The 26468-nt window shown below is 52.0% G+C and carries 21 protein-coding genes; 8 read left to right on the top strand and 13 right to left on the bottom strand.

Features of this window, described 5'->3' with window-relative positions; all coding sequences use genetic code 11:
* Window positions 1-81 precede the first annotated feature (81 nt).
* Entirely contained in the window at window positions 82-1287 is a 1206-nt protein-coding gene (proB, locus tag CFLAV_RS17185) for a glutamate 5-kinase (protein WP_202796911.1), read from the bottom strand.
* Here proB and CFLAV_RS17180 point away from each other — a divergent pair.
* Window positions 1286-2356, top strand: a complete 1071-nt coding sequence (locus tag CFLAV_RS17180) for a M42 family metallopeptidase (protein WP_040549213.1) — start codon at window positions 1286-1288, stop codon at window positions 2354-2356. The genes proB and CFLAV_RS17180 overlap by 2 nt on opposite strands.
* A 68-nt stretch (window positions 2357-2424) precedes the next feature.
* On the opposite strand, the gene CFLAV_RS17175 is transcribed toward CFLAV_RS17180, so the two are convergent.
* Together CFLAV_RS17175 and CFLAV_RS17170 are read right to left on the bottom strand one after the other, a co-directional pair.
* Complete coding sequence (locus CFLAV_RS17175) at window positions 2425-3108, bottom strand: DUF748 domain-containing protein (RefSeq protein ID WP_007416051.1); 684 nt, start codon at window positions 3106-3108, stop codon at window positions 2425-2427.
* A gap of 66 nt (window positions 3109-3174) precedes the next feature.
* Window positions 3175-3783 (bottom strand): hypothetical protein, encoded by a 609-nt coding sequence (locus CFLAV_RS17170; protein ID WP_007416050.1) that lies wholly within the window; start codon window positions 3781-3783, stop codon window positions 3175-3177.
* A 131-nt stretch (window positions 3784-3914) separates the two neighbouring features.
* On the opposite strand from CFLAV_RS17170, the gene CFLAV_RS17165 reads away from it, so the two are divergent.
* Window positions 3915-5189 (top strand): PQQ-binding-like beta-propeller repeat protein, encoded by a 1275-nt coding sequence (locus CFLAV_RS17165; RefSeq protein WP_007416049.1) that lies wholly within the window; start codon window positions 3915-3917, stop codon window positions 5187-5189.
* Window positions 5190-5346: 157 nt separating this feature from the next.
* Here CFLAV_RS17165 and CFLAV_RS17160 read toward each other — a convergent pair whose 3' ends face one another.
* The 4 genes from CFLAV_RS17160 to CFLAV_RS17145 form a co-directional block, all read right to left on the bottom strand.
* Complete coding sequence (locus CFLAV_RS17160) at window positions 5347-5607, bottom strand: hypothetical protein (RefSeq protein WP_007416048.1); 261 nt, start codon at window positions 5605-5607, stop codon at window positions 5347-5349.
* Window positions 5608-6013: 406 nt separating this feature from the next.
* Window positions 6014-8710, bottom strand: a complete 2697-nt coding sequence (locus CFLAV_RS17155; protein WP_007416046.1) for a M1 family metallopeptidase — start codon at window positions 8708-8710, stop codon at window positions 6014-6016.
* A gap of 135 nt (window positions 8711-8845) precedes the next feature.
* On the bottom strand, window positions 8846-9286 hold the full coding sequence (locus CFLAV_RS32545; protein WP_007416044.1) for a hypothetical protein: 441 nt from the start codon (window positions 9284-9286) through the stop codon (window positions 8846-8848).
* Window positions 9283-11595 carry a beta strand repeat-containing protein gene (locus tag CFLAV_RS17145; RefSeq protein ID WP_007416043.1) on the bottom strand — a complete coding sequence of 771 codons (2313 nt, stop codon included), beginning with the start codon at window positions 11593-11595 and terminating at the stop codon, window positions 9283-9285. The genes CFLAV_RS32545 and CFLAV_RS17145 overlap by 4 nt, the downstream gene beginning before the upstream one ends.
* A 394-nt stretch (window positions 11596-11989) precedes the next feature.
* On the opposite strand from CFLAV_RS17145, the gene CFLAV_RS17140 reads away from it, so the two are divergent.
* The 4 genes from CFLAV_RS17140 to CFLAV_RS37875 are packed head-to-tail and all read left to right on the top strand — an operon-like array spanning window position 11990 to window position 17847.
* A complete protein-coding gene (locus CFLAV_RS17140) occupies window positions 11990-14605 on the top strand; it encodes a translocation/assembly module TamB domain-containing protein (RefSeq protein ID WP_007416042.1) in 2616 nt (871 codons plus the stop codon).
* A gap of 17 nt (window positions 14606-14622) precedes the next feature.
* Window positions 14623-15837 (top strand): translocation/assembly module TamB domain-containing protein, encoded by a 1215-nt coding sequence (locus CFLAV_RS17135; RefSeq protein WP_040549212.1) that lies wholly within the window; start codon window positions 14623-14625, stop codon window positions 15835-15837.
* A complete protein-coding gene (locus CFLAV_RS17130) occupies window positions 15812-17632 on the top strand; it encodes a POTRA domain-containing protein (RefSeq protein WP_007416040.1) in 1821 nt (606 codons plus the stop codon). The genes CFLAV_RS17135 and CFLAV_RS17130 overlap by 26 nt, the downstream gene beginning before the upstream one ends.
* Window positions 17527-17847, top strand: coding sequence for a BamA/TamA family outer membrane protein (locus CFLAV_RS37875; RefSeq protein WP_425500533.1), 321 nt, complete (start codon window positions 17527-17529; stop codon window positions 17845-17847). The genes CFLAV_RS17130 and CFLAV_RS37875 overlap by 106 nt, the downstream gene beginning before the upstream one ends.
* A 98-nt stretch (window positions 17848-17945) precedes the next feature.
* Here CFLAV_RS37875 and CFLAV_RS17120 read toward each other — a convergent pair whose 3' ends face one another.
* Window positions 17946-18365 (bottom strand): EamA family transporter, encoded by a 420-nt coding sequence (locus CFLAV_RS17120; RefSeq protein WP_007416039.1) that lies wholly within the window; start codon window positions 18363-18365, stop codon window positions 17946-17948.
* Between the two features lie 200 nt (window positions 18366-18565).
* Here CFLAV_RS17120 and CFLAV_RS17115 point away from each other — a divergent pair, with 200 nt between their 5' ends.
* The gene (locus CFLAV_RS17115; RefSeq protein WP_007416038.1) at window positions 18566-19117 is read left to right on the top strand and encodes a pyridoxamine 5'-phosphate oxidase family protein; all 552 of its coding nucleotides are present in this window, start codon (window positions 18566-18568) and stop codon (window positions 19115-19117) included.
* A gap of 218 nt (window positions 19118-19335) precedes the next feature.
* Window positions 19336-20058 carry a PRC-barrel domain-containing protein gene (locus CFLAV_RS17110; protein ID WP_007416037.1) on the top strand — a complete coding sequence of 241 codons (723 nt, stop codon included), beginning with the start codon at window positions 19336-19338 and terminating at the stop codon, window positions 20056-20058.
* Window positions 20059-20307: 249 nt separating this feature from the next.
* Here CFLAV_RS17110 and CFLAV_RS32540 read toward each other — a convergent pair whose 3' ends face one another.
* The 5 genes from CFLAV_RS32540 to rnpA all read right to left on the bottom strand — a co-directional run bounded on the left by CFLAV_RS32540 (window position 20308) and on the right by rnpA (window position 26463).
* A complete protein-coding gene (locus CFLAV_RS32540) occupies window positions 20308-23103 on the bottom strand; it encodes a DNA/RNA non-specific endonuclease (RefSeq protein WP_007416035.1) in 2796 nt (931 codons plus the stop codon).
* Between the two features lie 349 nt (window positions 23104-23452).
* Entirely contained in the window at window positions 23453-23902 is a 450-nt protein-coding gene (locus CFLAV_RS17095; RefSeq protein ID WP_007416034.1) for a Jag family protein, read from the bottom strand.
* A 26-nt stretch (window positions 23903-23928) separates the two neighbouring features.
* A complete protein-coding gene (yidC, locus tag CFLAV_RS17090) occupies window positions 23929-25743 on the bottom strand; it encodes a membrane protein insertase YidC (protein ID WP_007416033.1) in 1815 nt (604 codons plus the stop codon).
* Window positions 25744-25747: 4 nt separating this feature from the next.
* A complete protein-coding gene (gene yidD, locus CFLAV_RS17085) occupies window positions 25748-26092 on the bottom strand; it encodes a membrane protein insertion efficiency factor YidD (RefSeq protein WP_063816440.1) in 345 nt (114 codons plus the stop codon).
* Window positions 26089-26463 (bottom strand): ribonuclease P protein component, encoded by a 375-nt coding sequence (gene rnpA, locus CFLAV_RS17080; RefSeq protein ID WP_007416032.1) that lies wholly within the window; start codon window positions 26461-26463, stop codon window positions 26089-26091. The genes yidD and rnpA overlap by 4 nt, the downstream gene beginning before the upstream one ends.
* Window positions 26464-26468 lie beyond the last annotated feature (5 nt).

Genomic DNA, 26468 nt, shown 5'->3' with positions numbered 1-26468 from the left:
CGACCCACCTTCGAAACAACGCACAAACTTCGAAGAAAGTAAAATTCCTAATTAGCTCCACGGCTTCCCGGGGAAAACAGCTTACAAAATCACCAGATCATCCCGATGCATCACTTCCGAGCTGTCAAACTGTCGGGCGGTAATGGCTTCAGAAGTGTAATTGCAAATCCCACGCGCAAATTCAGTTCCATCGAGGTCGCAGATACGTAATACATCGCCCGCTGTAAACTCACCTTCACAGCGTACAACTCCGGGAGGCAGCAGGCTTTTGCCATTCTCACGCAAGGCAATTTTGGCTCCCTCATCCACAAACAACGTGCCCTTGGGATGATGGAAAAATGCGATCCAACGCTTGCGTCCCTGCAGACGTGTTGGTTGAGGAACGAAAAGCGTCCCCTCATCCTCACCCTTAAGAATATCCTCTATGACATTCGGCTTGCGTCCCGACGCAATCACTAACGGGACACCGGAACGAATAACGATCTTGGCTGCCTGGATTTTTGACGTCATGCCGCCAACAGCCGTCTCGCTATCTGTACCGCCGACCTGGCTTTCTATTTCACCATCTACCTGCTGAATCGTGGAAATCACGCGCGCCTCTGACTTTCCGAAGTTTTCAATAACCCCGTCCACAGTGGTTAGTATGACGAGAAGATCAGCCGGCAGCATTGAAGCCACCAGTGCGGATAGCTTGTCGTTGTCACCAAATTTCAGCTCAGTGAATGAAATGGCATCGTTCTCATTAATGATCGGCACCACCCGATGCTTCAGCAAGGTTACCAGCGTATTACGTGCGTTGAGATGCCGCTCATGTCCCTGCAAATCCTCATGCGTCAACAATACCTGGGCGACGTTAATGTTGTGTTTGGCAAATAATCCTTCGTAAGTGGCCATCAAACGCGATTGTCCCACGGCAGCGCAAGCCTGCAATTCAGCCAGTTCAGCGGGCCGCTTTTTATAACCCAACGCGCCCATGCCTGAACCCACCGCGCCAGAAGAGACCAGCACAACTTCCCTTCCAGCCCGGCATTGCTCTGCGACCTGAGCCACCAATTGTTCCATCTGCGCCAAATCGGGCTGTTTCCGGCTATCGGTCAGAACACCGGTGCCCAACTTGACCACGATACGACTTACATTTTTTAGCAACTGACTACGCACTCCATAAATCGTAATGAAAGATTTGGCACGTGTCGAGAACTGGCGTGGTGGCAACCGACTCCAAGGCCCGCTGCTTCGATGCAATTTGAACTTTGAATTTTGGATGAGGCCTTGGCATAATGGCGGCATGCGCGACGAATCACTAAACTTCCTTGAAGCTTTGGTTAATACCCCCAGTCCGACGGGATATGAAACCCGCGGACAACGTGTTTGGCTCGATTATGTGAAGGCTTTTGCCGATGAAACGTTTTCCGACGCTTATGGAAATTGTGTCGCCGTTTTGAACAAAGGAGGCTCTCCAAAACTCATGCTCGCAGCCCATGCGGATGAAATCGCCATGGGTGTGAATTATATCGATCCCGAGGGTTTTATTTACGTGAAGAAAATGGGCGGCATCGATCCAGCCATAACCAAGGCCCAGCGCGTCATCATCCACACCCGCAATGGCCCGGTAAAAGGCGTGGTTGGAAACGTCGCGCCGCACCTTACCAGACAGGAAGAGGACCGTAAATTGCCAAAGATGCATGACCTTTTCATCGACATCGGTGTGAGCAGCGCGAAGGAGGCAGAAAAGTTGGTGCGAGTCGGAGATCCGATAACCCTTAATGACGAGTTTGAGCTTTTGCGCAATGACCTGGCCGTGGCGCGCGCCTTCGATAATCGAATCGGCACCTTCGCAGTCGCAGAAACTCTGCGCTTGCTACAACGTTCCAAGGGCAAATTGCAGGCAGAAATCTGTGCCGTTTCCAACGTGCAGGAGGAAGTCGGGCTCCTCGGTGCCCGCCAGATTGCCTACACGCTTAAACCGGACGTGGCACTCGTGGTGGACGTGACCCATGCAACAGATTTCCCGACCGTCAACAAGGCGCAGCATGGAAATGTAAAGATCGGCCAGGGACCCACCGTGACGCATGGTGGCTGTAATCATGCCGAAGTGGTTAACCGGATTGAAGAGCTCGCAAAGGCGAAAAACATTCCACTACAGCACGAGGCTATTTCCAACACCAGCGGGACCGACACCGATGTGATCTTCTGGACCCGGGGCGGCATACCCAGCGCCCTGATCAGTCTGCCCAACCGCTATATGCACTCACCTGTGGAAGTAGTAAGCCTCGCGGACCTGGAAAAGATTCCGGAATTAATGGCCGCCTTTGCTCTTTCCCTTAAGAAGGGGGAGGAGTTCAAGGTAATCATCTAATTTCCCCGCATGACCGCGGTAAGCCTTGATTGTCGCCGCTCCCCCTCAATTGGCAGACAAAGAATCTGCTATTTCGCTGGCCAACCAAACTGAACCAACCAGTTTTGCAGCGTTTTATCCATGACTTGACCGTTCTTTAGCGCAACCAGCAAAGCTACTCCTCCCAGATCCTGCACCGACTGAACATTCGTAAGCACCTGGTTGCGGAGGTCCATCGTGATTTGGACCACATCCTTGGGTTGTTTCATATTCAACACCGTAGCCTTGCCGAGAGTAAGGTTTAACGTATCAATTCCAGTGAATTTAAGGTGGGTTTGCAAGGTCTTATTGGTACCCGCCGGATTGATTTGGCCATTGGTTTTCTGCATCCTCGCTTGCAACTGCGCGACATTGAGGTTTCCGTTTTTGTCCTCTACAAGATTTAGTTGTGCGAGATTAAATCGAACCAGCTTGCAATGCAGCTTGTGGGAAAGAAGCGAGTCTCGATCGTATTCGACGTGCAGTTCGGGCAGATCAATTAAAGGTGAACCACCAAATTCCGCAGTGTTATAAATAACCAAATTTTCAATCGTGACCCTGGAATTAAAGATACCGACCTGCATCCTGCCGATTTTTACATCAAGGCCAGTCTGACGTCTGATCCGGTATTCAGCCACCTCCTTCGCGATGGTATCGAGCAACAAAATGCCAGCGATCACCAGGACAACCAGCAGAATGAAGAGGCGAAAAGCCCATCGGAACAGGAACTTCATGGTCTCCTTCTACCAGACTTATACTCACTGAACAATGCCATTTGCGACATCCCTAACCGATAGCCGTTACAGCTCAAGATCCTCGGGTTGAACGGAGAGACATTCATCCTGATCCTCCCAAACTGCGGCCGGATAATGATCCAAAAGTTTTGGCATAATTTTGGTGCTGAGCGTTACGAGCATTTGTTCTGCCTGCTCAACAGCATTTTCATAGGCAAGATCGTAATTTGCAGCGCTCTTGCGTTGCTGATTATCCCAATGCGCGACTGCGTGAATGGGAGCATACCGCGCTGCCCAGGCATCAAGCTCGGCTCGCAAGGTTGTTGGAATTTCTTCAAAAGACACCGCTGTTTCAGTGCAGTGCTGGCAGATCAATCCGGATTCCCGAACGTCACGAGTTAACAATGGCAATAGCGGCGCCCGGCAACAAGGAGCCTCCATATATGCGGCAGGAGCAGTCGCCAAACGCTTCAACCAAACTTGACGACGATGCCCCAACTGGGCGGCCAGGCGATAAGCTCCCAATAAAGGATGCGACAGCCGCCAGACGCGGCCCTCCAACTGGCCCAGGGTTTGGGCCAGCCATCGCGCCAGAGTCAAATCATCAAAATCCTGGAAGGCCAGGCTATATTCCTTCCACAGTCGGTCCAGGCGAGAATCTGTGTTCAGTGCCATCGGGGAAAGCTTGGCCTTTCCCGGGAATTTTGTCGAGCCGACAGGTTTCTCCCTCCCGAACGCTCAGGCGCGGCAAGACAGCTTAACCATGCCACATTGACACAGCCACAGGCTTGCAGTAATGATGCCCCATGAGAACAGGCTCCAATCACGATTTTAAATCCATTGTGCACAGACGCGAGTCTCGGTTTGCATTTCCATCACGCCTGGCTGCAAAAATTGTTTTGGTGGCCTGTACCTTCGCCACACTCACCGGTGCTGCCTGCGCCGCGGACTGGTATCGCTTTCGCGGGCCGGATCTCAATGGCATTTCCAAGGAGACGGGTTGGCAGGTGAACTGGCCGGCAGACGGCCCAAAACAACTTTGGAAAGCATCCATTGGCACCGGCTTTTCTTCCCTGGCAGTCAGCAAAGGACATGTCTATGCGATGGGCAACAAGGATGACAAGGACACTGTATACTGTTTCGCTGCGAACTCTGGTGCAGTGGTATGGAAACATACTTATGATTGTCCATTGGATCCCAAGTATTATGAAGGCGGTTCCAGCAGCACGCCTACAGTCGATGGCGACCAGGTCTACACGATGAGCAAAAAAGGTGACCTCTATTGTTTGGATGCCAACAAGGGTTCTGTTATTTGGTCCACCAATGTGAACAAGGGACTTGGCCTTGAAATTCCAACCTGGGGTTTTGCTGGTTCGGTATTAATCGAAGGAGATCTTGCCATTCTCAATGTCGGTGAAGCAGGCACGGCTTTCGATAAAAAAAACGGCAAGGTGGTATGGAGTTCAGGCAAGGGTGTCTCCGGTTATGCAACTCCGGTCCCGTTTGATTACGAAAAAAATCGTTGCGTTGCCATTGTTGCCGCAAAAGACCTGGTGGTCGTGAATGTAAAGAATGGCAAGGAAGTGTGGCATTATCCCTGGAAAACTCAGTACGACGTGAATGCCGCTGAGCCCATCATTGCAGATGGCAAAATTTTTGTTTCCTCGGGTTACAATCATGGCTGTGCCATCATCGATATCAGCGGTGGCGAACCGAAACAGCTCTGGGAAAACAAGAATATGCGCAATCATTTCGCCAGTTCCGTCCTGTGGAAAGGTTTCATTTATGGCGTGGACGAAAACGAACTCAAGTGTCTCACCTGGGACACAGGCGACGTAAAATGGAGTGAAAAAAGTTTCGGAAAAGGTTCGCTCATGTTGGCTGATGGGAAAATCATTGGATTGAGTGACAAGGGTGAATTGATGGCCGCCGAAGCTTCGCCCACAGAATTCAAACCCGCTTCCCGCGCTCAAGTACTCGGCGGCAAATGTTGGACCGTGCCCGTCCTGTCGAACGGAAAGATTTACTGCCGCAACGCTCGTGGCGATTTGGTTTGCCTGGATGTAAGCGCCAAGCCTTGATCCAAATTTTAAGACTCCTCCATTGAGGAGTTGGTGATTTTCAAACGCATGGCCCGGTCGGAGACAAACCTGACCGGGCCTCCGTTTTAGTCGCAACGGGAGATAAATCCCAGGTTTGTGCAATCTCCCACGCCTCAAAGTTTCCCGGCAGCACCAGTTAACGCAGACACTTCTGAATCTCATCGGCCAATCGATAGCCGGCAAGTGCGGCTCTGCGCTCTGCAACAGCTTTCGCATTTTTGGTATAGTCGCCCGGCAATGAATGCGCTCGCTCCGGACTGGTGCTGCCTTTCAACTCACCTTGCAAATATCCTTTATCCAATGCGACCGCCCTGCTCCGCTCCAAGCCCGTAAATTCAGACCACTCAGCAAAGCCACCAACACCAGCAGGCAAAGCATTTTTGTTCTCAATATACATATATATTTGCAGCCCGCTGGATTATATGTTGATTTCAAATAAAAGCCGGCGCAAATCCTTCCTTTTCTTGACATTTAGCACTCCGCTGATATGATAGTCGCACTCTCATAATAGAAAGCCGCTCGATACTCAGTCTTTAACCGTTCTTTTTTTGATGCGTTCCATTTTTGAATCGGATGCGTTTTATGGTTTTCAAAACTTTGATAGGATTCTGCATTGCTGCCTGCTTATGGGTACTTATTGGCATGCCCTATTTTCAGGCATACCAGCGCCGCAAGCAGCTGAAGCTTAAAAAGCAGGCGGAAAGCAAAGCTTGCCGGGAAGTTCTTTGATCAGCCTTGCAGAGGCTTTGCCATGGCTGGCAGGGCTATCGTTTTGCTTCAAGGGTTCACTAATAAGGACGGAGTTAAGGAATTTTTGTCGGCTCGGCGCGCCTGTTCACCCATTGATCCACCCTTGGTAACTCCCGGTCTTTCAGATCAGCCTTCAACCGAATTGTCTCAGCTACTTCTTTTGCCTTGGTCAATCCATCCATGGAGAGATGAGCGGTTACGTACTGGACCAGTTCATCAGCCCGGCCATTGTCAGAAAATGCTCCCATAATCGACGGCACATATCCATTGCGCCGAAAAGCCTCCACGCGTTTTAACAAATCTTGAAGATGCTCCTGCGTGAATTGCCATGCCAATTCTCCATGCTCACCAAAAGTTGCCACTTCGCCAACCATACGCGTCGCTTCCTGTGGAACGGTCTCGTTGGTCAACGAAATTGCCAGATTCTCCCTGGCCAACTCAACATCCAATGCACCCGCCAGCGCGCGATAATAAAGCTGCCGTTCTTCCGTTCCTTTTGCTTTGCGCGCCAGTTCATGGATTTCATCATAGGTCTTTTTGTCGCTGTAGCGCCCCACAATTCTTAAAACAGGTGGACGCAGGTCTGCCGAAAGGGATTCCGGGTTGGTCAAAAATTTTCCATAACGCAACCTTGCCTCGCTCATCACACCCTTATCTCCAAATTGACCTAACAAGGAAATGACCCGACTGCGCAATAGCGTATCCGTGATCGTCTCACCCGCTTTGGCTTCCCAGCCTAATCGGGCCAACTGTGGCTGAATCAAAGTGCACGCATACTGCTCGAAAGCCGCCCGCTGTTCCGTGCGCCCTTGCTCCAAGTTGTCGAACAATTCCAGCACTGACAAAACCTGGCTCCAGATGGCCCACGACTTCTCATTTCGCAACGACTCAACCAGGGTTAAATAGCTTTCGACCGAACCCCGGTTTGCTTCCACCATTCCCCAGCTGTCTTGAAGCAAATCGAGCCGATCAATCTCCGGCAGTTCGTGGATATGTTGCACCAGCCTTTGAAACAACTCGGGTTGATATACAACCCGATAATACCCCGCATTCCCAGCATTGGCCTTCACGATCTGGTTGCAATTAGTGAAGTAAACTGTGCCCCGGGATTCTCCAAGCAATGTGTAAACCGATTTGGCAGCAACATTCGAATGTTCTCCACGAGACAAGCCTGCGTTCGCTACCGAACCGATCAAAGCAATGGGAATCCTCCATTCCAGTGGTTTGGCATTGGGATCCCGCACCGTGAAACGCTCCTGTTCGAGGACCACCAATTGTTTTCCATCGATACACTCAGTTTTCACCTTTACCAACGGCAATCCCGGCTGCTCAGTCCATCCCGCGGCAATTGCCTGCACTGGCTTATGGGAAGCTTTTCCCAGCGCCTCCCAAAGATCAGCAGTTGTGGTATTTGAAAACCGATGCTTGGATAAATAACTGTGGATGCCGGCACGGAACGTTTCCTCGCCGAGATAATTCTCGAGCATGCGCAGAAATGCCTGTCCCTTTCGGTAGGTAATCTGGTCGAAGGCATCGTTCGCCTCACTCTCATTTTTAACCGCCTTCTGAATCGGGTGCGTGGCACTCCGCGCATCATCGCTCATTACGCCTGCCTTATCCAAACTTGCGGCGAGCGAAACCTGCCACTCAGGATTGAAATGGTCCGTCGCCTTGGACGCCATCCAGGAAGCGAACCCTTCATTGAGCCAAAGATTATCCCACCACGCTGTGGTCACGAGATTGCCAAACCATTGGTGCGCCATTTCATGGGCAACGACACTGAACACTCGTTGCTTCGTTTCTGCCGAACTGGCCTTCGGATCAAACAGCAGCAGTCTTTCGTTGTAAGTAATGCCGCCCCAATTTTCCATGGCCCCTTGAAAACCGCCCGGAACCGCAATCAAATCAAGCTTCGGCAATGGATACTTGATCCCAAAGTATTGATTGTAATAAGCCAAAATGTTCTGCACCGATTCGAGTGCATAGTGTCCTTGTTCCTTTTTCCCTTCAGTGGTGATGATACGAATATCCACTCCTTCGGTTGTTCCTTTCAGCGCTTCCAACTCACCCGACACCAGCACCACTAAATAACTTGCCATCGGCGGTGTGCGCCCAAACTTTACCTCTTTCATTCCGTTGGAGAGTTTTCTCTCCTTTTCCACTGGCATGTTGGAAATCGCCAGATGCTTTTCCGGCACCACCACCGTCATTTCGAAGCTCGCGCGAAAAACCGGCTCATCCCAACAGGGAAACATTCGACGTGCATCGGTCGGCTCCATCTGGGTTCCCAACATCACTTTTTTGCCAGTCTCCGTGGCATACTTCACGTAGAACAATCCCTCCGCCTTTTCTCCAATCTCACCCGCAAACTCCAACTTTAATTTGTACTTGCCCGCAGAAATTTCGTTCGGAAGCCCCAAAGTCAATATCTGTTGCTCCTTGTTCAACGTGGGTTTAAGCGCCATCTCCTTGCCGGTGAAAAGCGTTGCTGACGTGATCTCCAAATTCAATGCATTCAGCACAATCTCCCTCACCGGCTTACGCACCTCGATGTCCACCACCACTGTGCCGCGCGTGGTAAACTTTTCCAAATCCGGTTCAATACGAATCGCATAGTGCCGCGGCACCACGCTCTTCGGCAACTTGCCCGGCGTCGACTCGAACGAAAATGGAGCTTCAGCAATCGCAGGCAAAACCACTGCCGTCAGGACGAAACAGACCAGCACAGGCAACCACCGGAAAATTCTCATAGCCGGAGAATCAGCAAAACAGCCCGTAACGTCAACGAGCTTTAACCACGACCGCCTCCGCCTCCCAGCGCGAGGCGGGCTCTTTCACTTTCCGGCGGTCGGAAGAAGAATAGGCAAGCCAGACGCTGTCACCGATCATGGATGCTGCAGACGGTAGAACTTGTTTCCAGGCGTGATGAGATTGGTGACGTAATTAAATCCATTCGTGCTCACCGGCGTGGGTGAAACGATAAGCCAGCTATTCGATGCTGTCACACTGCTGTTGCTCTCCAGCACGAAACCCGGGGCCGGAGCGGCCCACGAAAGAACGACGTTATTTCCAGATTGCGTGAGGAAGAGCGTGGGTGCCCCCACCGTTTGCACGGCCGAAAGCGCCCAGAATCCGCCGGTCAACGAAAAATTGCCGCCGGACATTGGGGTGCTGGCATCGTGCTGGCCGATGGTGCCGTTGACTTCAAACAACCCGCCGCTGCTACGACCACCGCCGCCAGCAATTTTATACCAATCGATGCTGAATGGTTGCGCAAAAACGGCATGGGCGCAGAACAACAGGAGCAGGAGAAATAATGTTTTCATTGGTTGTAAGTCGATGTCAGCGTGCCGGACCAGTAATAGTCCGCGCCATATCGGGAGAGGGTGACAGTGGTCAGATGTTGACCGGCATCATACGTCCGGCCAAACGTGCATTCAAAATGAACGACATTTTGCGCATCCGTGTAAATTTGTTGTGATTGGCCGCTGGCCGAATTGCCAAAGGTTGTATAAAAGTTTATCGGCGTGCCGGAACTGTTTATGCCCATGCACGCCACGGTTACGTTCCCCGACGAAGGCAGAACACCAATGTAAAAACCACCATGCGTGCCATCCCGCTCCAGCAGCACTGTATCGGTTCGAGCAATCACCAGACCGGAGGTGACATTCGTGCTGTTGACACGACGAACCACCAAACCCGCCGGCGATGGCAGTTCTGAGGTGCCGATTTCCGAGCCGGACCGAAAAGTGCCCGTGACCTGGGCCGGACCCGCCACTTGCATGGAGCCAGTCACCAGCGCCGAACCCGACACGGAGAGTGCATTCGCGCCGGGGTTGTTCGTGTTAATGCCTACGCCTCCGCTGGCGCGAACCAAAAACTGGTTGGGGCTCGTTGAAATAAGATCCGCATTCTGGGAATCTCCCCAGGCAAACGTGCCGTCCTGTAGCGCAAAGGCGCGGAATCCAGCCGCCATGCTGAATTTTCCCGCCGCGGAATTTCCCGCGCCACCAGGCACCACCGAACTGAGGCCGGAAGCCAGGTTGGCCCTATAGCTCGCATTATAATTCGAATACGCAATCAGACTTCCACCGCCAATGACCGCGCCCAGTCCGGAAGCGACGTTGCCGATGCCTCCGCCAATCGTTGAAAACGATCCGTTGGTCAGAACCTGGTTAAACCAACCGCCACCGATGACAGCAAAATTTACATTGGTCTGGATCGTGTTGTCGAAGCCTCCGTCGATGACCGAGTAGGAATAGGAGGAACTTGGCTGAATCACATTACCCTGCCCGCCGCTGATGATTGCGAAATTGGCGTTGGTCTGAATGAGATTGCCTGAGCCGCCGCCTATGGTTGAGTAGTAGGCCCCTGACTGGATCGTATTGTTGATCCCTCCGGCAATGAAGGAGTAACTCGCACCGTTGGTATTGGACTCCCCGCCGGCGATGACCGACCATAGCGAGCCTTGCTGAAGGTCATTGAATTCGCCGCCACTGATCACGGATTCATACGCATTGGTTTCAATCATGTTCTGCCAGCCGCCGGCGATGATCGAATGATCAGCATAAGCCTGGATGGTATTGGTATAACCACCACCGATGATTGCTCCACCCGCCCCATATCCGATGGTGTTTAAATTGCCACCGCCGATGCTCGCAAGGGAGGCATTGAGTTGAATCGAGTTAAATTGGCCGCCGCTAATGGTCGAATCCCAGCCCTGGATGTTGTTGCCAAATCCTCCCAGGATCGCCGCATCGTTCACGTTAGGGCCGACTACATTGCCGGAGCCCGCGCCGATAAACACGCCGCTGGAATTGGAATAAATCAGATTCGGGCCACCGCTATAACCGCCACCCACGATCACATCACTGCCCGAACTGGGTTGTGCCACCGAGTTGGAGATATAACCGCCAATCACATTGCCAGCGTTCAAACCGCGCGTGTCCGGCTCGAACCGCATTACCCGGGTGTTATTGACCCGGACTTCCAGTGGCTGGTTATCAGCCGTGCCGAGATAGTTCGAACCCGGAACTGTATTGGTATTGCCACCGGTACGCCAGAAACTGGACGAATTCAATCCATTCAACGTCGCCGCGTTCACCCCCGTCAAGCCACTGCCATTGCCGCTGAAATTACCGTTGGCATTATTGAAGGTTACCGCGCTACCGTAGGAGCCGCTCAAGTTTGCGCTGGGCACCGCACCACTCAATTGTGTGGCCGGCAGCGTGCCGGTCAGGTTGCTCGCTGTGTTCGCAAAAATGGCATACGGCGTCGGCGTCACCGGTTGCAACGGAGTCAGCACGGTGTAGCTGCCCACTCCATTGGTTCTGACATCCACTTCCAGCCAATAATTGCTGCCGGTGAAAACGCCTGCGCCAAAGTCTATCCCCGTGGTGAACAAACCGTTGGTCGTCGGAATGGCATTGGTCACAAAGGCGCTGCCGACCTGCGCCGTGCCAAGCGAATCCAGGTATACCTTGAAGCGAAAATCATAAAGTCCATTAGCCGGGCTGCCACTCGTGTTCAGCCGACCCTGGTAAGTAAACAGCGTACCCTGGGCGACGACCGGGGTAACAGCAGTGAATAGACTGGCCAGTACAGCGCCAAGCAGGAGAAGAGACTTGCATTTCATAACATTTTGGCCAATCGAGCTTTGATTAGAACAATTAATTCACTAGGAATTCCGTTTTCCGACCCAAGAACAGCACCCATTGAGGCGCGAATTTGGCAGCATGAAAAGTGCCATTCTCAAGGGAAAATCAGGTAAGTTTGTTGATAAGTCAGGTCTTCACGGAATACTGATTTACCATGCGTCGGAGAAAAGGGCTCATTGCCTTTCCGAACCCGCCAAAAATTGAAGAGAACTATTCAATCAAACACCGAATACCGGGAGGAATCTGCGTGACTGCCAACGCGATCCCTTTCCACTTTATTATAAGGGGAATCACCCCAATGGACGTACGCGGTCCTTTTGGTCTAATCTCGTCCCCGAGCCAACTTGGCCCATCATCATTCGGAGAAATTACATGGCCCCACGCAGACGTGTTAGAAAGTTCCTTCTGGGGCTTGCCCTGTTTGCATTCTTTATTCTTTTGCTGGCGGCTTCCTTGCCCCTCTGGCAGCCCTGGCTTTTAAAACCGCTTTCAAATCGCCACGGCCTCCATTACTCAACTTATGAAAGAGTCGGGTATGCACGCTTTGCCTTGATCGATGTTGCCTATACCAACAGCACCACCACCGTAACAGCCAAACGACTCGAGGCATTCGTCCCCACGGTCTGGCTCTTTAAAAAATTCACGACTGGGCAAAATCCACCAAACTTCCTTCGCATGGATGATTGGCTGCTTACCCAGCAATCTCCCGGCTCAAACGCACCGCCAAACAAACCCGTCTCTCCTTACAATACGGTCCAAACAATCAACGAAACACTCTCAACTCTGCACCGTTGGATACCCCAGGCGCTTCTCACCAACGGCGCCATGCAAGCAAATGCCCTCACGGTGCGAATTCCCAATGCTCGCTGGCAAAACGGCAGCCTGACCGCTGAGATGAACCTGCCCAAATACGGCAAGAGCCTTGCGCTTCAGCTCAAAAGCGACAAGGCGGGCAGTTCCGACATCCTAATTGATTCGCCCGATTTGGAATTGAGTTCAACCATCCATGTCTCACAAATCCCGACGGCACTGAGTCTGCAGGCAACCAATCTGTGGCGGGGCAATCCAGTGATTCTCACCGGCAGCTTTCGTCCTGATGCAAAACTGCCCGAACAAGCAACTCTCCAAGCCGAACACTTCGATCTCCCTGCAACAATGCTCAAACCGGTGAATTATCAGGCGCTCACCGGCTCACTCTTCGCGCATTGGGAAAGCAACCATTTCGTGCTCGACCTCAGCGCCAATGCTCAGCCGGAGAAATCCGAACCATCACAACTGCCTCCGCTTGACCTCACTCTTCATGCTAAAGGCGACACCGAAAGCGCTACCATTGAAACCGCGCGTATGAGCGCGCCCTGGCTAATTGCTGAGCTGACTCAAAGAGCCACCATCCACTTTCAGGGTCCCTTGCTCACCAACCAGGTGACTTTCAGCCTTGTCTCAGATTTAAGCCGCCAACCTTTGGCGCAGTTGCAAGGCATGATACATGGTCAGGTAATCTTTTCTCCCACCACGAATCACTTCCCGGAAATCGCTTTTGACCTGACCGGTTCAAATGTCATCGCACCAAAAGTGAATCTCAGGACCCTGGCATTCCACGGCCAACTGCTCTGGCCAGTTTTGGCACTCAAGGAAGCAAATGTTGAGTTAGCAGACGGATCCAAAGCTTCTCTCAAAGGCGAAGCGGATCTCAAAGCCAAATCCATCCGCGAAGGTGAGGCACAGTTAAATGGAACTTTTGGCCGTGAATGGCTGCCAACCGGTTATTCCTTCAGCAACAGCGTTTTATCTGCACACTTTTCAGGTCCCTTGAAAGATCTTTCCCATTCCGGAAAAATCAACCTCATCCATTTCACCAGTCCTGATTTGAAACCTCTGGACCTCCAACTGAATTGGAATGGACGAGCGACCAACTCATTGCATTCTGAAATACTTCTCTCCGCTGACGCCTCGTCTCTCGCCTTTAATGGCACGGTGCAGGCTTCCACGAATCAGGCAACCCTCATTGTCGACATTCTGACTTTGCAAACAAATGGACAACCGGTTTTGCAGCTGGAGCATCCGTTTCACGCATTTTTGCACCCGAACGATTCTCAGGGTTCAGGTTCCAACCACACCTACTCCGTAAAGCTGGATGGCTTGAACTGGATTGGCGGCGACAAACAAGTGAGCCTGCAAGGCGATATCCACTGGCCTGAGCACGGCAATCTCACCAACACAATTCACGAAGTTGATTCGGGGCTCTTCAATGGTTTTCTGCTTAAACCATTGCCGAACCTTAAAATCAACGACCTGCTTCTCTCAGCCAACTGGAGCAATGGACCAGCTCGTTTTGAGGCGCGCCTTTCCTCTGAGGGCACAACTCCCCGGGGAATTCCAGTTGCCATTTCGGGAAGCATTTCTGGAGATGGCGGAGGCATTTCAATCAGCAACCTTCTTGTTTCCACCAAAGGGGCGCCCATCTTTTCCGCAACCGGCTTCCTGCCCGTTATTATCAGGCCGGATCATCCAACCAACCTCGTTGATCTTCTCCATGACAAGCCGCTGGATCTTCAAGCGATCACCCAGACCAATTCCGCCTTTTGGGAAGAGATTGCCTCGCTTACTGGAGTCGTCCTGCAAGACCCACATCTGAATCTGAATGTTTCCGGCACCTGGGATTTACCGCAGGGAAAAATTACCTTGCGAGCACGCCAAATCAAACTTCCTGAAACCAAATCCAAACTCCCGGTGATGGACAACCTTCAACTCGAAATGAGTCTGGATAAATCTGTAGCCCGCATTGACAACCTCTTCTTTGCTGTCCAAGGACAACCAGTGCGTGCTTCCGGTGAACTTCCCTTGAGCGAGGAGGTCTGGAAGAAGTTGATTCAAAAACGTACGCTGCCCGATTTGCTGCACGCGAGGGCTCACATCCTTGTTGAGAACGCACAAGTGGCGGCTTTCGCTCCCCTGCTCCCGACCCTGCTCACCCCGCAGGTGTCATAAACCTCAACCTGGCCATTTTGCCCGGCCTCAAACTGGACGGAAAACTCACTCTGGATGGTGTCCAGACCCGTCCTTTGGGCGCATTGGGGCCGTTACGAAACATTCAGGCCCAAATGCAATTTCTTGAGCGAGCCGTTACTTTGAAAATTGCCACGACCGTGGGCGGATCCCTGGTCTACATCGATGGCAACGCCGATTTGCGCGGTGAGGAATGGATGCACGGCGACCTGCCACCTTTCAATGTCAAAGTGCATGGCTCGAATGTTCCGCTCGCCCGACAACCGGATCTGATTTTGAGAAGTGATTTGGATCTCGCAATCAACCGGACCAACAACAGCCAGCCGCTGATCTCGGGAACACTTCATTTGCGTAACAGCTTCTTTCTTCGGGACCTCCGTGGTTTGGTTCCCGGTAGAATTGCAACACCCGCGGAGCGACCGCCTTATTTCAGCATTGATATTCCATTCCTGGCAGACTGGCGTCTCAACCTAAACGTGGTGGGCACCCGCTTCCTGCGAGCACAGAGTCCCCTGTTCAACGGGGAAATCTCCTCCAACCTCAAACTGCATGGCACCTTGAAAGAACCTGCCGCGCTCGGAGACATCAAAATCGATTCCGGCCTCGTACAATTTCCATTTGGCAACCTGCAGGTCACCTCTGGATTTATCTCTCTCACCAGTGAAAATCCATATAGTCCGCAACTCCAAATTTTGGCTGCTTCCCGCCAATTCGGATATGACATTAGAATGGATGTCACCGGTCCGGCTGATCGGCCGGTTATCCAGTTCACCTCCTTTCCTCCACTCAGCTCGCAGCAGATTATCCTGATGCTGAGCGCCGGCCAGCTTCCCCGCAGCGACTATTCATTATCTCCGGAGCAAAGAGCGCAGGGCCTGGCTATTTATCTTGGAAAAAGCCTGCTCTCCAAGTACGGCTTTGCCGGCAGCTCTCAGCGTCTTACAGTTCGCTCGGGAACAGAAATTTCTCAACAAGGCAAACCGACATATGCTGTCGAATACAAATTGACCGAAAGATGGTCGATCATAGGTGAGTACGACCGGTTCGGGGATTTCATGGCAGCTTCAAATGGCTCATCTACACCAGATAAGTCGTTCGCACTATTCATCATGCTTCGGAACCGCGAGATTCCGTGGTTGGATATTGATTTTTCTTTGCCTGCTCTGCCTGCCCGTTGCCGCGAGCGAAGTGAAGACCAGGCCGGCAAAGATTAAAGTCTCCGGATACGGTGTCCTCGGAAACTTCAATTTAAGGCGCTCGCTTGTCCTGCTCCAACCCCCGGAGAAGAAACTGGAATATCTCGATGCCAACTTCGTTGAAGATGCCATCACCATTCTGCTCTCCAAAATCAAGGAGGATGGCTTTCTCGAACCCCTCATTGTCTCAGAATTGACGCTTCAGGACGGCCGCAAGTTAAGCTTTGAATGGCGGGATGGACTGGAACACACCTTGCCGCGGCCACTTGCCATTAGTGAAGTGCGTTTTAGAGTCCATAAAGGAATCCAGTATTATTATCGAAATCTGGAATTCCAAGGCTTGGAAAGCATCTCCGAAGGGCAGGCCCAGGGTTATTTTGTTGAGACAGGCTTCCTGATTCATCTTAGATCCAAACGCGTCTATACCCCGACAAGGCTTGAGCGCGGTCTTTCCAGCCTCTCGGGGGCGCTGGAGCAAAAAGGCTATGAAAGTGCCAATGCTTACGTCACCTCCCTGCACCGCGATGATACAACCGGGGCGGTGGATGCCAGCATCAAGGTCGAGCAAGGTTTGAAGTCAGTCGTCCGCTCGGTGCAGGAGGAATTTTTCAAGGAAAAGGAAACCACGCCATACAGAACCACTCCCACTATTTTTCAACAAACTTACTCCAGATATTGGCTGCAGGATTTCACCCAATACTTGAAGACGAACAGCTTCCATGATGGATATCCGGATACCCAGGTGGAAATAAAAACCCTCCATCGCGAAACAGTGGGAAAACTGATCGAGCACGATCTGCTCGCCACTGTGCACCAGGGCCCTCAGGTTACCCTGGGAAAAGTTGCCTTTGCCGGACAGGAAAAGACCAAGGAATCCATTATGAAAAAACGTGTGCGATTGCAGGAAGGCGAATTGCTGAACCGAATAAAAGTGGAGGAAGGCCGGTCACGGCTGGCTCAACTTGGCACCTTCGAATCCGTTCAACTCAAATACGACCAGGTGGACGAGCACAACCGCGGCGTTACTTATAATGTCAGGGAGGGAAAGACCGTGGATATCAGCCTGCTGTTCGGCTATGGCAGTTATGAACTGTTGCGTGCCGGGTTCGAAGCGGAACATCGAAACATCTGGGGGCTCGGCCATTCCGAACGTCTTAAGGTGGTACAATCCTTCAAATCATCCAGCGGCGAATACACCTACACCATCCCCGACATACTGGGCAGGGATGTGGACTTCTTTCTCAACGCTTCAGCGTTGCGGCGTGAGGAAATATCCTTTTTACGCGAAGAATACGGCGGTGGTTTTGGGCTGCATAGATACTTCCATCCCATAGCGACGGACGTCAGCACCCGTTACAATTACATGATCTTGAAAGCGGCGGATACAAGCCCAACATTCTTTTTGGAGGGTGCCCAGAATCCGAATGTGGGCACCATAATCACCGACATCAGGCACGACCGCAGAGATGACCCCTTATATCCTCGTAACGGTTACAGAATTTATTACAACATGGAAATTGCCAACCAATATCTGGGCGGTGATGTCGCGTACGAGCGCTTCCAACTCTCCGGGTTCTATCATCATCCACTTTGGGGAGGGACGATGGGTCAGCCTCGGTTTGACCCATGGAGCAGTCGTCACCCAGGGCGACCCCCAGCAGAATTTGCCCTTTCGATCGGAGATTCTTCACTGGCGGCGCCAATTCCATTCGCGGTTACCAGGAGGATCAAGCGTCACCACGGAATGCCTTGGGCCAGATTATCGGCTCGGAAACGTTTTCGCTCGCATCGGTGGAACTGGAACAAGCCCTGACTCCAAAGTTCTCGGTGGTCATCTTCTCAGACTCACTCGGTTTTGCTCAGAAGATTCAGAATTATCCCTTTGATGCGGGTCTCTTTTCTGTGGGGGGAGGACTTCGACTAAGGACACTCATCGGTCCGGTCCGCCTGGAATACGGCTACAATCTCAATCCTCGCAGAGGAGACCCAACGGGAACGGTTCATTTCTCATTCGGTTTTCCATTCTAGACTTTCCTCGCTCACTACCGGGATAATTTCAGAGTGAATCAGAAATCAGAATCGTAATTCCTCTTTGCCACAGACCAGGCTGAGCACCCACACTCGGCTTAGCCCATTGCCACAATGACAGCGCCAATCACAATGAATACCCCGCCCACACACTGGTGCCAGGTCAACCGCTCGTGCAAGATCAGGACTGCCAGTATAATTGCGAACACGACACTCAACTTATCCACTGGTGCGACACGAGAAGCCTGCCCCAATTGAAGTGCCCGGAAGTAGCAAAGCCAGGAAAGCCCGGTAGCCAGGCCTGACAGGCCCAGGAACAACCAGGTTCGACGTGAGAGCCCGCCCAGGGAAGCAATCGGGCTGGTGGAGAGTGCAATTCCCCAGGTGAATATCAGGACCACGGTCGTCCTCACGGCTGTAGCAAGGTTGGAGTCGATTCCCGACACGCCGATTTTAGCCAAAATCGCCGTGATGCCGGCAAAGAAAGCAGACAGGAGTGCCCAGAAAATCCAGTTCATGTGCGCCAATGTAGCCTTAATGACTTCAAGAGGTCAAACGAGCTGCTCAGTTTTAAATCAGCAGCGCGCTGGTTTCAGCTTTTCCGGCATCCACCAATCGATTTAAACTCCGCGTGCGAGTTCCAAGTTTTGAATTCGGGTTGCGAGCACGCTTTGAGATATGGCTCACTATTCCGGGCTCAAGCTACTGCCCCAAACATATGGCAAAATTTTTTTCAGAACTGGATGCTGATCTCATCCGTTTTATTTCGGAACAGAAGGTATTTTTCACAGCCTCCGCTCCTGCAGAGGGTCGGATCAACCTTTCTCCCAAAGGCATGGATACGTTCCGCTGCCTCGATTCCAGGACCGTTTGTTATCTGGATTTGACGGGGAGTGGCAACGAGACTTCAGCTCATTTGAACGAGCGCGATCGGATGACCATCATGTTTTGCAGTTTTTCGACACAGCCTTTGATTCTTAGACTTTATGGTCGAGGTGAAGTCATCCGTCCGCGCGATTCAAGATGGCAGGACTACGTACGCTATTTCACTGAAATTCCAGGCCAGCGCCAGATCTTTGTATTGAGAATTGAATCGGTTCAGACCTCCTGCGGCTATGCTGTTCCAGTTATGGAGTTCAAGGAAGAACGACCAGCTTTAAAAAAGTGGGCGGAAAATAAAGGCCCTGAGGGAATCCAAAAATACTGGCAGGAAAAGAACATTCGTTCCATAGACGGACTCCCCACGCATCTTCTTGAAAATCAGGGTTGAACGGGTAATGGGGAGGTTATGCCGCAAAAAACCCGTGGTATTACCCATCGCACAGTCACTTGGCACCCAGTAACTTTTTTCAGGTGGACACAGCTAATGCGTCATAAATGCTGAAATCACGCAGCACTTCCCAGCAGGCGACTTCCCCCGCCTCATAGATGTAGAGTTTATTCAATCATGGCACATTGCTAGTAAGCGCCTGAAAGGGACAATTTGGTATGTTACACAGTGTTAAAAACCTTCATGGCTATAAATTAGAAGCTTTGGATGGGGAAATCGGTCACGTCACCGGATTTTATTTTGACGATAAGGATTGGGTTGTTCGATATCTGGTGGCCGATACGGGATCATGGATGTCCGGCCACAAAGTGCTGATCTCACCTTATGCGATCGGCAACATCTATCCTGCCGGCAAACTGTTGGAGGTTAACCTGACACGGGAAAGGATTGAAAACAGCCCTTCCATCGATACAGAGTTGCCTGTCGCGCGTCAGCATGAACGTGATTACTTTCGTTATTACAACTGGCCAATCTATTGGGGCGGGCCGGGGCTGTGGGGACTGAATCCGGCCCCAATCATTCCCCCGATGTGGCAGGCTCAACACCCGGACGAGGAGGAACAAGTGAGCGAAGCAAATTCCCACCTCAGGAGCACTCAGGAAGTCACCGGCTACCAACTGCAAGCGTTGGATGGTGAAATTGGCCACGTTGAAGACTTCCTCATTGACGAAGTAAATTGGGCCATTCGTCACCTGATAGTGACCACCGGTCATTCGTGGTCTGGGAAGAACGTCCTGATTCCCCCGCAGGCCATCGACAAGGTCAGTTGGGCAGAGTCGAAGGTTTTCGTTCACCTCACGCTTTCGGAAATCCAGCACGAACCCGAGTTTGATCACGCCCTCACTGGACATGACGATCGTGAATGGCGATCATTTAGCTAAAAGATCCATTGTAATTTATTGCCGCCATTCCGCGCTAAATGAAGTAGCGGAAAGCGCGCGTGAAGCGAACCCAAAAATTCCAACGCATTTTTTGCAACCTCACTGAAGAGTCGGTGTTTGTATCGGAGGAACGATCCGCGTAACGCGTAATCGGCCTCCCATTCGGAGGCCCGCACGTAAGACGCAAAAATCATCAATGCACCCGCCTCGGGCTCTCCGGAAAGAGAGCCCCTTCTGTTTTCAAACCGCTTACGGCAGGTAAACTGTGCGATAGAATCGACAGGGAACACCCACCAGATTAGTATCTGTTATACTAAAGGGCGAAGCATTGGTTTTAATGGAAGACCAATCAATCAAGTTGGTCGAAATCTGCACCGCATAATTGTAACCTGGCACACCGGCAATGTTAAACTGCGCCTGCGAGCCCGAATAAGTGATGGAACTCACAGTAGCCGCTGCCGTGGAGTAAACTGAAAGCAACGCGTTGCTACTGGTTACCAAACCGGCACTGTTGCTCACCACGACGGAATAGTTCCCGGCCTGGTTTGTGGTAATGGTACTGAGTGTCAGACTGGAATCAGTTGCCCCGGCAATTGCGCCGCTATTATACTTCCATTGATATGCCAGAAGAGGAGTCCCCGTTGCGCTCACGCTGAAGGTGACATTATTGCCAACAACTGATGCCTGACTCTGTGGTTGTGAAGTGATGCTGGGCAAAGTTGCTGAAGGAATAGGAGTTCCAGAAATGGTCATCATGTCAAAACGAATGGTGCCACCGGTTGCGTAACTGCTCCCTGTGCTGGTTATATAATTCGCGTTTGCCGTATTGATGGCCGTACTTTCAAATTCCGATACAATACGAAATGCAAAATTAGCGTTGTTACCCACTCCGGCCAACCCCGATAAATCATTGGTTTTTGACTCAAAGGCAGTAGTGGTATTGGAAATCGTGATGAGATTGAAGTCCACGAAATCTATTCCATTGGTGCTATATTGCAGCCGGGTATACTTGCTTGCGGCGTTGCTAAGCTTCTGATCCCAACGCAGTGAAATATTCTGGTATCCAACCGTGCTGACGTTGAACTGAGCGCCTCTCGTTTTATTCCCTGCCCCCTGAGCCGGATAACTTGTAGTATTCCAGGCATTGTTGGAAGCATTCGTATCAGTGGTAGAACCACCGGCAAAAGTGGCTGTAGCCCCCCCCACCAAAGCACTTGTTCCTGAGCCCACACTAGGCAGCGGGCTGGTTGTGTTGGTTGTTATGTTAAAATTCCACTGTGCCAAAATATTCGTCGAATTGCCCCCGCCGCCACTGATAACCGTCAGCAACGCATTGGAACTGTTGGTTATCCCGACACCGTTGCTAATCACCACAGAGTAATTACCACCATCAGCGAGTTGCACGCCATTCTTCGTGTAACTGCTTTGAGTTGCACCCGCGATCGCACCTCCATTAAATTGCCATTGATAACCTAACGGTGCTGTACCGCTCGCGATAACGCTGAAATTAGCGCTTTGGCCGACATTCACTGTCTGTGGCTGCGGCTGGCTGGCAATGGCCGGCGCCGTGCCGCCAGCGTTATTAATAGTGGTAGGATCACTGGCAGTATTGTTTGCCAGGTTGGCATCTCCTCCGCCCGAGACCGTGGCACTATTGGTAACACTGGCGGGAGCACTGGCAGAAACATTCACAGTGATTGTGAGCGGTGGATAACTGGCCCCAGCCGCCAGGATGTCGGAACGTGTGCAGGTCAGAGTGCCCAAATCCGCCGTCCAACCGACACCACTGATCGCGGTTGCGGTGAGGCCGACGGGCAGCGAGTCCGCAACCGTAACTATGCCGACCGTGGCTGCCGTTCCCATATTCGTAATGGTAATTGTATAGGTGTCTCCTGTATCTCCCTGCGTGAAACTGCTGGTATGAGTGGCCACGATGGCGAGATCAACGATCCCGCTGGAACCGTCAACCGCGAAACTTCCCGAAGAAATTACCGTGCCGCCGAGTGTGGCAATGCTGATATGGCCGGAAGTCGCGCCGAACGGAACCGTGGCCGTGACTTGCGTGGGAGAATCGATGGTGAAGGAAGCCTTTACTCCATTGAATGCCACATTGGTGGTCGCATCCAGGTTTGTTCCGGTGATGACCACGTTAATATTTGTTGCGCCGCTCGTTGGCGAAAAGCTGCTGATCAACGGAGTGGGCGGTGTCTGACCATCCACCTTGCTTCGCAACACCCAGGCGAGGTTTGGCGGCAGGGCGGTGAAGAACGTGAAGCCGGTGTCGCTCTCGATTTGTTCGGCCTTGGTTACGTAAGTCTGCCAGGTGCTGCTCACGCTATTATTATTGGGGATTTTCAAAGAAATAACCCGGGTTGCCGTCGTAATCCGGCTCAGCGCGGTACCCGCCCCCAGCGGAACCACCACGGCGACCTTCCAGGTATAGTCGGCAATAACCGCCTTTCCGCTCGGAATGCGATTAGTGCCAAAACCGCTGGGACCGCAAATGATCAAAATTTCGTTTCCTGCGTTCGCCAGCGTGCGACAATCACCTTCGAAATTGCCCCAGACTCCCTGGTTATTCGCCGCCGACTGCGGAATGATGTTGGACATGAAAAACAACATGTCGTTGTCTGCCCGGGTGTCGGTGCGGTCCTCTGAGGGACACATATGACCGCGGTTAAAGTTAATGTTGCCCACGCCATTATAATCAGCGTCCGTCACGCGATAGAAGGTGGGCGGTAGATTTGTGTCTGGAAAATAGGAACTCGAACGGCTAATGCTCCCGACATCGGCGGTGGTCAGGTCCCAGCTCGCCCAGACCGGCTCGCCCAGTGCATCGCTGTAATCCATGGCCTCGACCGGGCGTTGAATCAGGTAGTGATTATGGTTATTTGGATCGACCGTGGCCCCACTGGGGTTTCCCAACTGCATTTGATACGCCACGCCAATGATGGCCTTGGCTGGAAGAATGGCGATAAACAATGCGGCCAGGCAGACCACGGCAGAAGACAGACAATTCGCGGAAGACTTACGCAGGGTGATCACAAAAGAGAATGTGTTGCAGGAACGATCCGGGTTGTTACTTTTGATTTAACAGGTTGCCAGTGCTACCACATCTCTGCTGGTTCGCGACGGTAACTTGCTTTGGCTCTTCTTGAATGTCGGAGTTTTCCCCCATCCAAGGCGCGACATTGTCATTCTTCTGCAACTTTCCCAACCAGGGATTGTCGTGATTACAATTCGAGCTTTGTTGAGACTGTCTTATCTTTTGCTCAGTTACAAGCAAAAGCGAACCCGCTCGAACTCCTCCGTTCTAAGCTGCCCGGTAAAACAAAAGACCGGCAGGAGTCTCCTCTGCCGGTCAATAAATGGTCCCAAATGGAAAACGAAATAGCTACTGCTTGGGCCGGAACAAAATTACCTTCTTGTCCGAACCTTCGACTTCGACACTGTGGGTTTCAATATCCGGGTCATCCTTCACGGCATTGTGAACAATGCGGCGATCAAACGCGCTCAGCGGTTCCAACTCCACCACATCTCCCCAACGACGCACCTTCTCAGCCGCGTCCTTGGCCTTCTTGACCAAAGCCTCACGGGCTTGCGCACGATAACCGCTCACATCCACCATTACCTTGGGACAGGTAGGATCCAGCTGAAACAGCATGCGATTGGTGATGTACTGGAGGTCGGAAAGCGTTTGTCCCTGGCGGCCGATGAGCCGGCCGGAATCGTCGGTTTTTACATCCAGCAGGAAACCGTCTTCCAAGGGATGTTCCTCCACTGTGGCGCTGAAGCCAAGGAGTTCCAGAATTTTTTCGAGTGTAGCTTTAGGTTGAGCAGGCATAATCGACTGTTGCTAAATCCGGCTGTTCACTTGTTTTTCTTTTGCGGCGCAACTGGAACCTGGGTCTTCGCCGCCGGTGCCAATACTGGATCGGACTTTGTAAGTTTTGTCTGGAGAATTGTTAGCAGATTCTGAACCGTATAGTAAAGCGCCAAACCTGAAGGTTGAGAGTATACAAAGAGGAGGATCATCAAAGGCATGAACTTCATCATCTTCTGCTGTGCCGGATCCATGCCAGGCGATGGCGGTGCAAGGCTGATCTGCCACAACATCGTTACCCCCATCAGGAGCGGCATCGGGTTTATCGGAAAATTGAAGCCGGGAATTATAAAAATCGTATCGGGTTGCGATAAATCGCCCATCCAAAGAAAATGCGCGCCGCGCAATTCAATCGCGCCTCTCATCATTGCAAAGAAGCCGAAAAATACTGGAATTTGCAATAGTGCCGGCAAACATCCTCCCAGGGGGTTTACCTTGTTCTTTCGGTAAAACTCCATCGTCTTCTGGCTGACCTTTTGCGGCTCGTCCTTGTACTTTTCCTGAATGGCCTTGATTTGCGGCTGCAGCGCCTGCATTCGCTTCATGGATTTCGTGCTGAAAGCAGTCAGCGGCCAAAATACAATTTTGATCAGAACCGTGATCAGGATGATGGTCAGTCCATAGGAAACCGATAGCCTGTGATGCAGCCAATTCATCCCCAACAGCAGCATTTTGGAAATCGGGGAGAAGAGGCCAAATTCCATCACCTTATCGATATCGTTATTAAAACGCGCAGCAATTCTGGCCAGCGTTTTATATTCCTTGGGTCCAGTAAAAATATCGTAATTGCGCTCCACGAATCCCCCTGGAGCCAGGGTTTGTCCGGGGTACTCAAGAGCCGCTGTAACACCCGTTGGCTGGGCCACGGCTTTTGGCGTGGAACTGACTTCCTCGCGGGACGGCGGGGGCAGGTAAGTTAGGTGCGCCACCACGCTGGGCGCCGGAATCTGTGGCATCGTGGCGAGGGTAAAAAATTGATTCTTTAACGCCACCCAGACAACATCATTGCTCCCTGCGCGATATTCGGTCTCCGGCGTTCGGGGAAAGAAAAAGAGTTTGGTGGTGTTCGTATTAAAAAATGATGGGCCCACGGATGCCACTTTGTTGCTATTATACCAGAGCATTCCCACCACCTGCCCGTTGTCCTGAATTCCAAGAGGAGTGGCGGTTCCAAGGACAACTTCCTGCGGGGAGAGTTGAAGTGGTTGCCGCGATTGGTTCTCCATTCGAACCGAAGCGGACATCAAATAATTGGTGCCCAGCCGAAATTCTTTGACCACCTTCAATCCATTGGTAAGCACCTTTTCCGCATGAACTCCTCCCGGAACCTGCGATAGCTTGAACACACCATCCCCCGTCAAGGAGTCATTGCCCAGAATCGACAAAACTGGAGGAGCTGCCGGAGTGTTCAAAGTGGCGAACTGGTTTGTTCTCTGCGCCCTCCTTCGCAAGGCACTCACTGTTTCCGGGTAATGGAGAAGTTCGACTTCTTTCAAACCACCGCCGCGTGAGGTGAATGTGTAAACGGCATTGTCATTTGTGACCACCAGAGTTTCTTCCGGTTGGTTTGTATTCACCGCGAACTGGCTTGCCACATTCGTGCCTGCTTCGAAAGCGGGCTGGGCCGGAGCAATTGCTGCCTGGTTGGTCCCCAGGGCGGTTTGGTTGGTGGAACTGGCGGAAGAAACGAGGTTCGTATGCGGGGGTGCAGGCTTGGGTGGCAGGATTTTGTTCACCAACACTGGCCACAAAAACAACAGCGCTCCACAAACGATCAGAATGGAAATTGATTTACGATCCATGAAATTAACTATGCTCCCCGGAGGCTGTCCCGAATGCTGAAGGCTTCACCGAAGCCTGCGAACGCCACGAAGTAACACCTTTCAAATTTATATGCTTCTCCCGGGATTTCTTATCCGGCACCGGGTCCTCGCCACAGCCACCCCAGGGATTGCAGCGGCAAATGCGCCAGCCAGCCATCAGGCTCCCCTTGACAGCCCCATGCTTCTGAAGCGCTTCCACTGCATATTGCGAACAACTGGGAGTGAAACGGCATTGTCCCGCCGGTCCAAGCAAAACGTCTTTAGTGGGCGATATCACCCACTGGTATATTCGCACCAACAAAACCAAAATATGTTGAGCCCAGTTCACGACGTCTTCACCAGCCTGGCTTTCCTTAACATAGCCAGAAAATCAGCTTCGACTGCTGCAAAGCCCTTCCCAACAATAGTTCTTTGTGCCACCAAAACAAGATCGACCGGCTGTGACAAATCGTGCTGATGCAACCGAAATGCCTCCCTCAGTAAGCGCCGGGCACGAGCCCGAACCACCGCATTACCAAGCTTCTTCGCAGTGATCACTCCCAGTCGCATGGGCGATCCGGGAGGTAAAACCATCCAATTGGCAATCAAACAACCATACGGCATCCGCCGCCCCTGCTGCCGCACCCGCGAAAAATCCCGCGACTGCTTTAAGCGCATATTGCGCCCCAGCAGGCGGCGTTGCTGCGGTTCAGCCGCCATGGCCC

This window comes from Pedosphaera parvula Ellin514 (assembly GCF_000172555.1).
Lineage (GTDB): Bacteria > Verrucomicrobiota > Verrucomicrobiia > Limisphaerales > Pedosphaeraceae > Pedosphaera.
Note: the sequence above shows the minus strand (reverse complement) of the source record. Positions and strands in the feature narration are given on the sequence as shown.

Coding starts and splice junctions, on each gene's coding strand:
- CFLAV_RS17180 (WP_040549213.1), top strand. CDS start 1,286: ATGCGCGACGAATCACTAAACTTCCTTGAAGCTTTGGTTAATACCCCC.
- proB (WP_202796911.1), bottom strand. CDS start 1,287: ATGCCGCCATTATGCCAAGGCCTCATCCAAAATTCAAAGTTCAAATTG.
- CFLAV_RS17175 (WP_007416051.1), bottom strand. CDS start 3,108: ATGAAGTTCCTGTTCCGATGGGCTTTTCGCCTCTTCATTCTGCTGGTT.
- CFLAV_RS17170 (WP_007416050.1), bottom strand. CDS start 3,783: ATGGCACTGAACACAGATTCTCGCCTGGACCGACTGTGGAAGGAATAT.
- CFLAV_RS17165 (WP_007416049.1), top strand. CDS start 3,915: ATGAGAACAGGCTCCAATCACGATTTTAAATCCATTGTGCACAGACGC.
- CFLAV_RS17160 (WP_007416048.1), bottom strand. CDS start 5,607: ATGTATATTGAGAACAAAAATGCTTTGCCTGCTGGTGTTGGTGGCTTT.
- CFLAV_RS17155 (WP_007416046.1), bottom strand. CDS start 8,710: ATGAGAATTTTCCGGTGGTTGCCTGTGCTGGTCTGTTTCGTCCTGACG.
- CFLAV_RS32545 (WP_007416044.1), bottom strand. CDS start 9,286: ATGAAAACATTATTTCTCCTGCTCCTGTTGTTCTGCGCCCATGCCGTT.
- CFLAV_RS17145 (WP_007416043.1), bottom strand. CDS start 11,595: ATGAAATGCAAGTCTCTTCTCCTGCTTGGCGCTGTACTGGCCAGTCTA.
- CFLAV_RS17140 (WP_007416042.1), top strand. CDS start 11,990: ATGGCCCCACGCAGACGTGTTAGAAAGTTCCTTCTGGGGCTTGCCCTG.
- CFLAV_RS17120 (WP_007416039.1), bottom strand. CDS start 18,365: ATGAACTGGATTTTCTGGGCACTCCTGTCTGCTTTCTTTGCCGGCATC.
- CFLAV_RS17115 (WP_007416038.1), top strand. CDS start 18,566: ATGGCAAAATTTTTTTCAGAACTGGATGCTGATCTCATCCGTTTTATT.
- CFLAV_RS17110 (WP_007416037.1), top strand. CDS start 19,336: ATGTTACACAGTGTTAAAAACCTTCATGGCTATAAATTAGAAGCTTTG.
- CFLAV_RS17095 (WP_007416034.1), bottom strand. CDS start 23,902: ATGCCTGCTCAACCTAAAGCTACACTCGAAAAAATTCTGGAACTCCTT.
- yidC (WP_007416033.1), bottom strand. CDS start 25,743: ATGGATCGTAAATCAATTTCCATTCTGATCGTTTGTGGAGCGCTGTTG.
- rnpA (WP_007416032.1), bottom strand. CDS start 26,463: ATGGCGGCTGAACCGCAGCAACGCCGCCTGCTGGGGCGCAATATGCGC.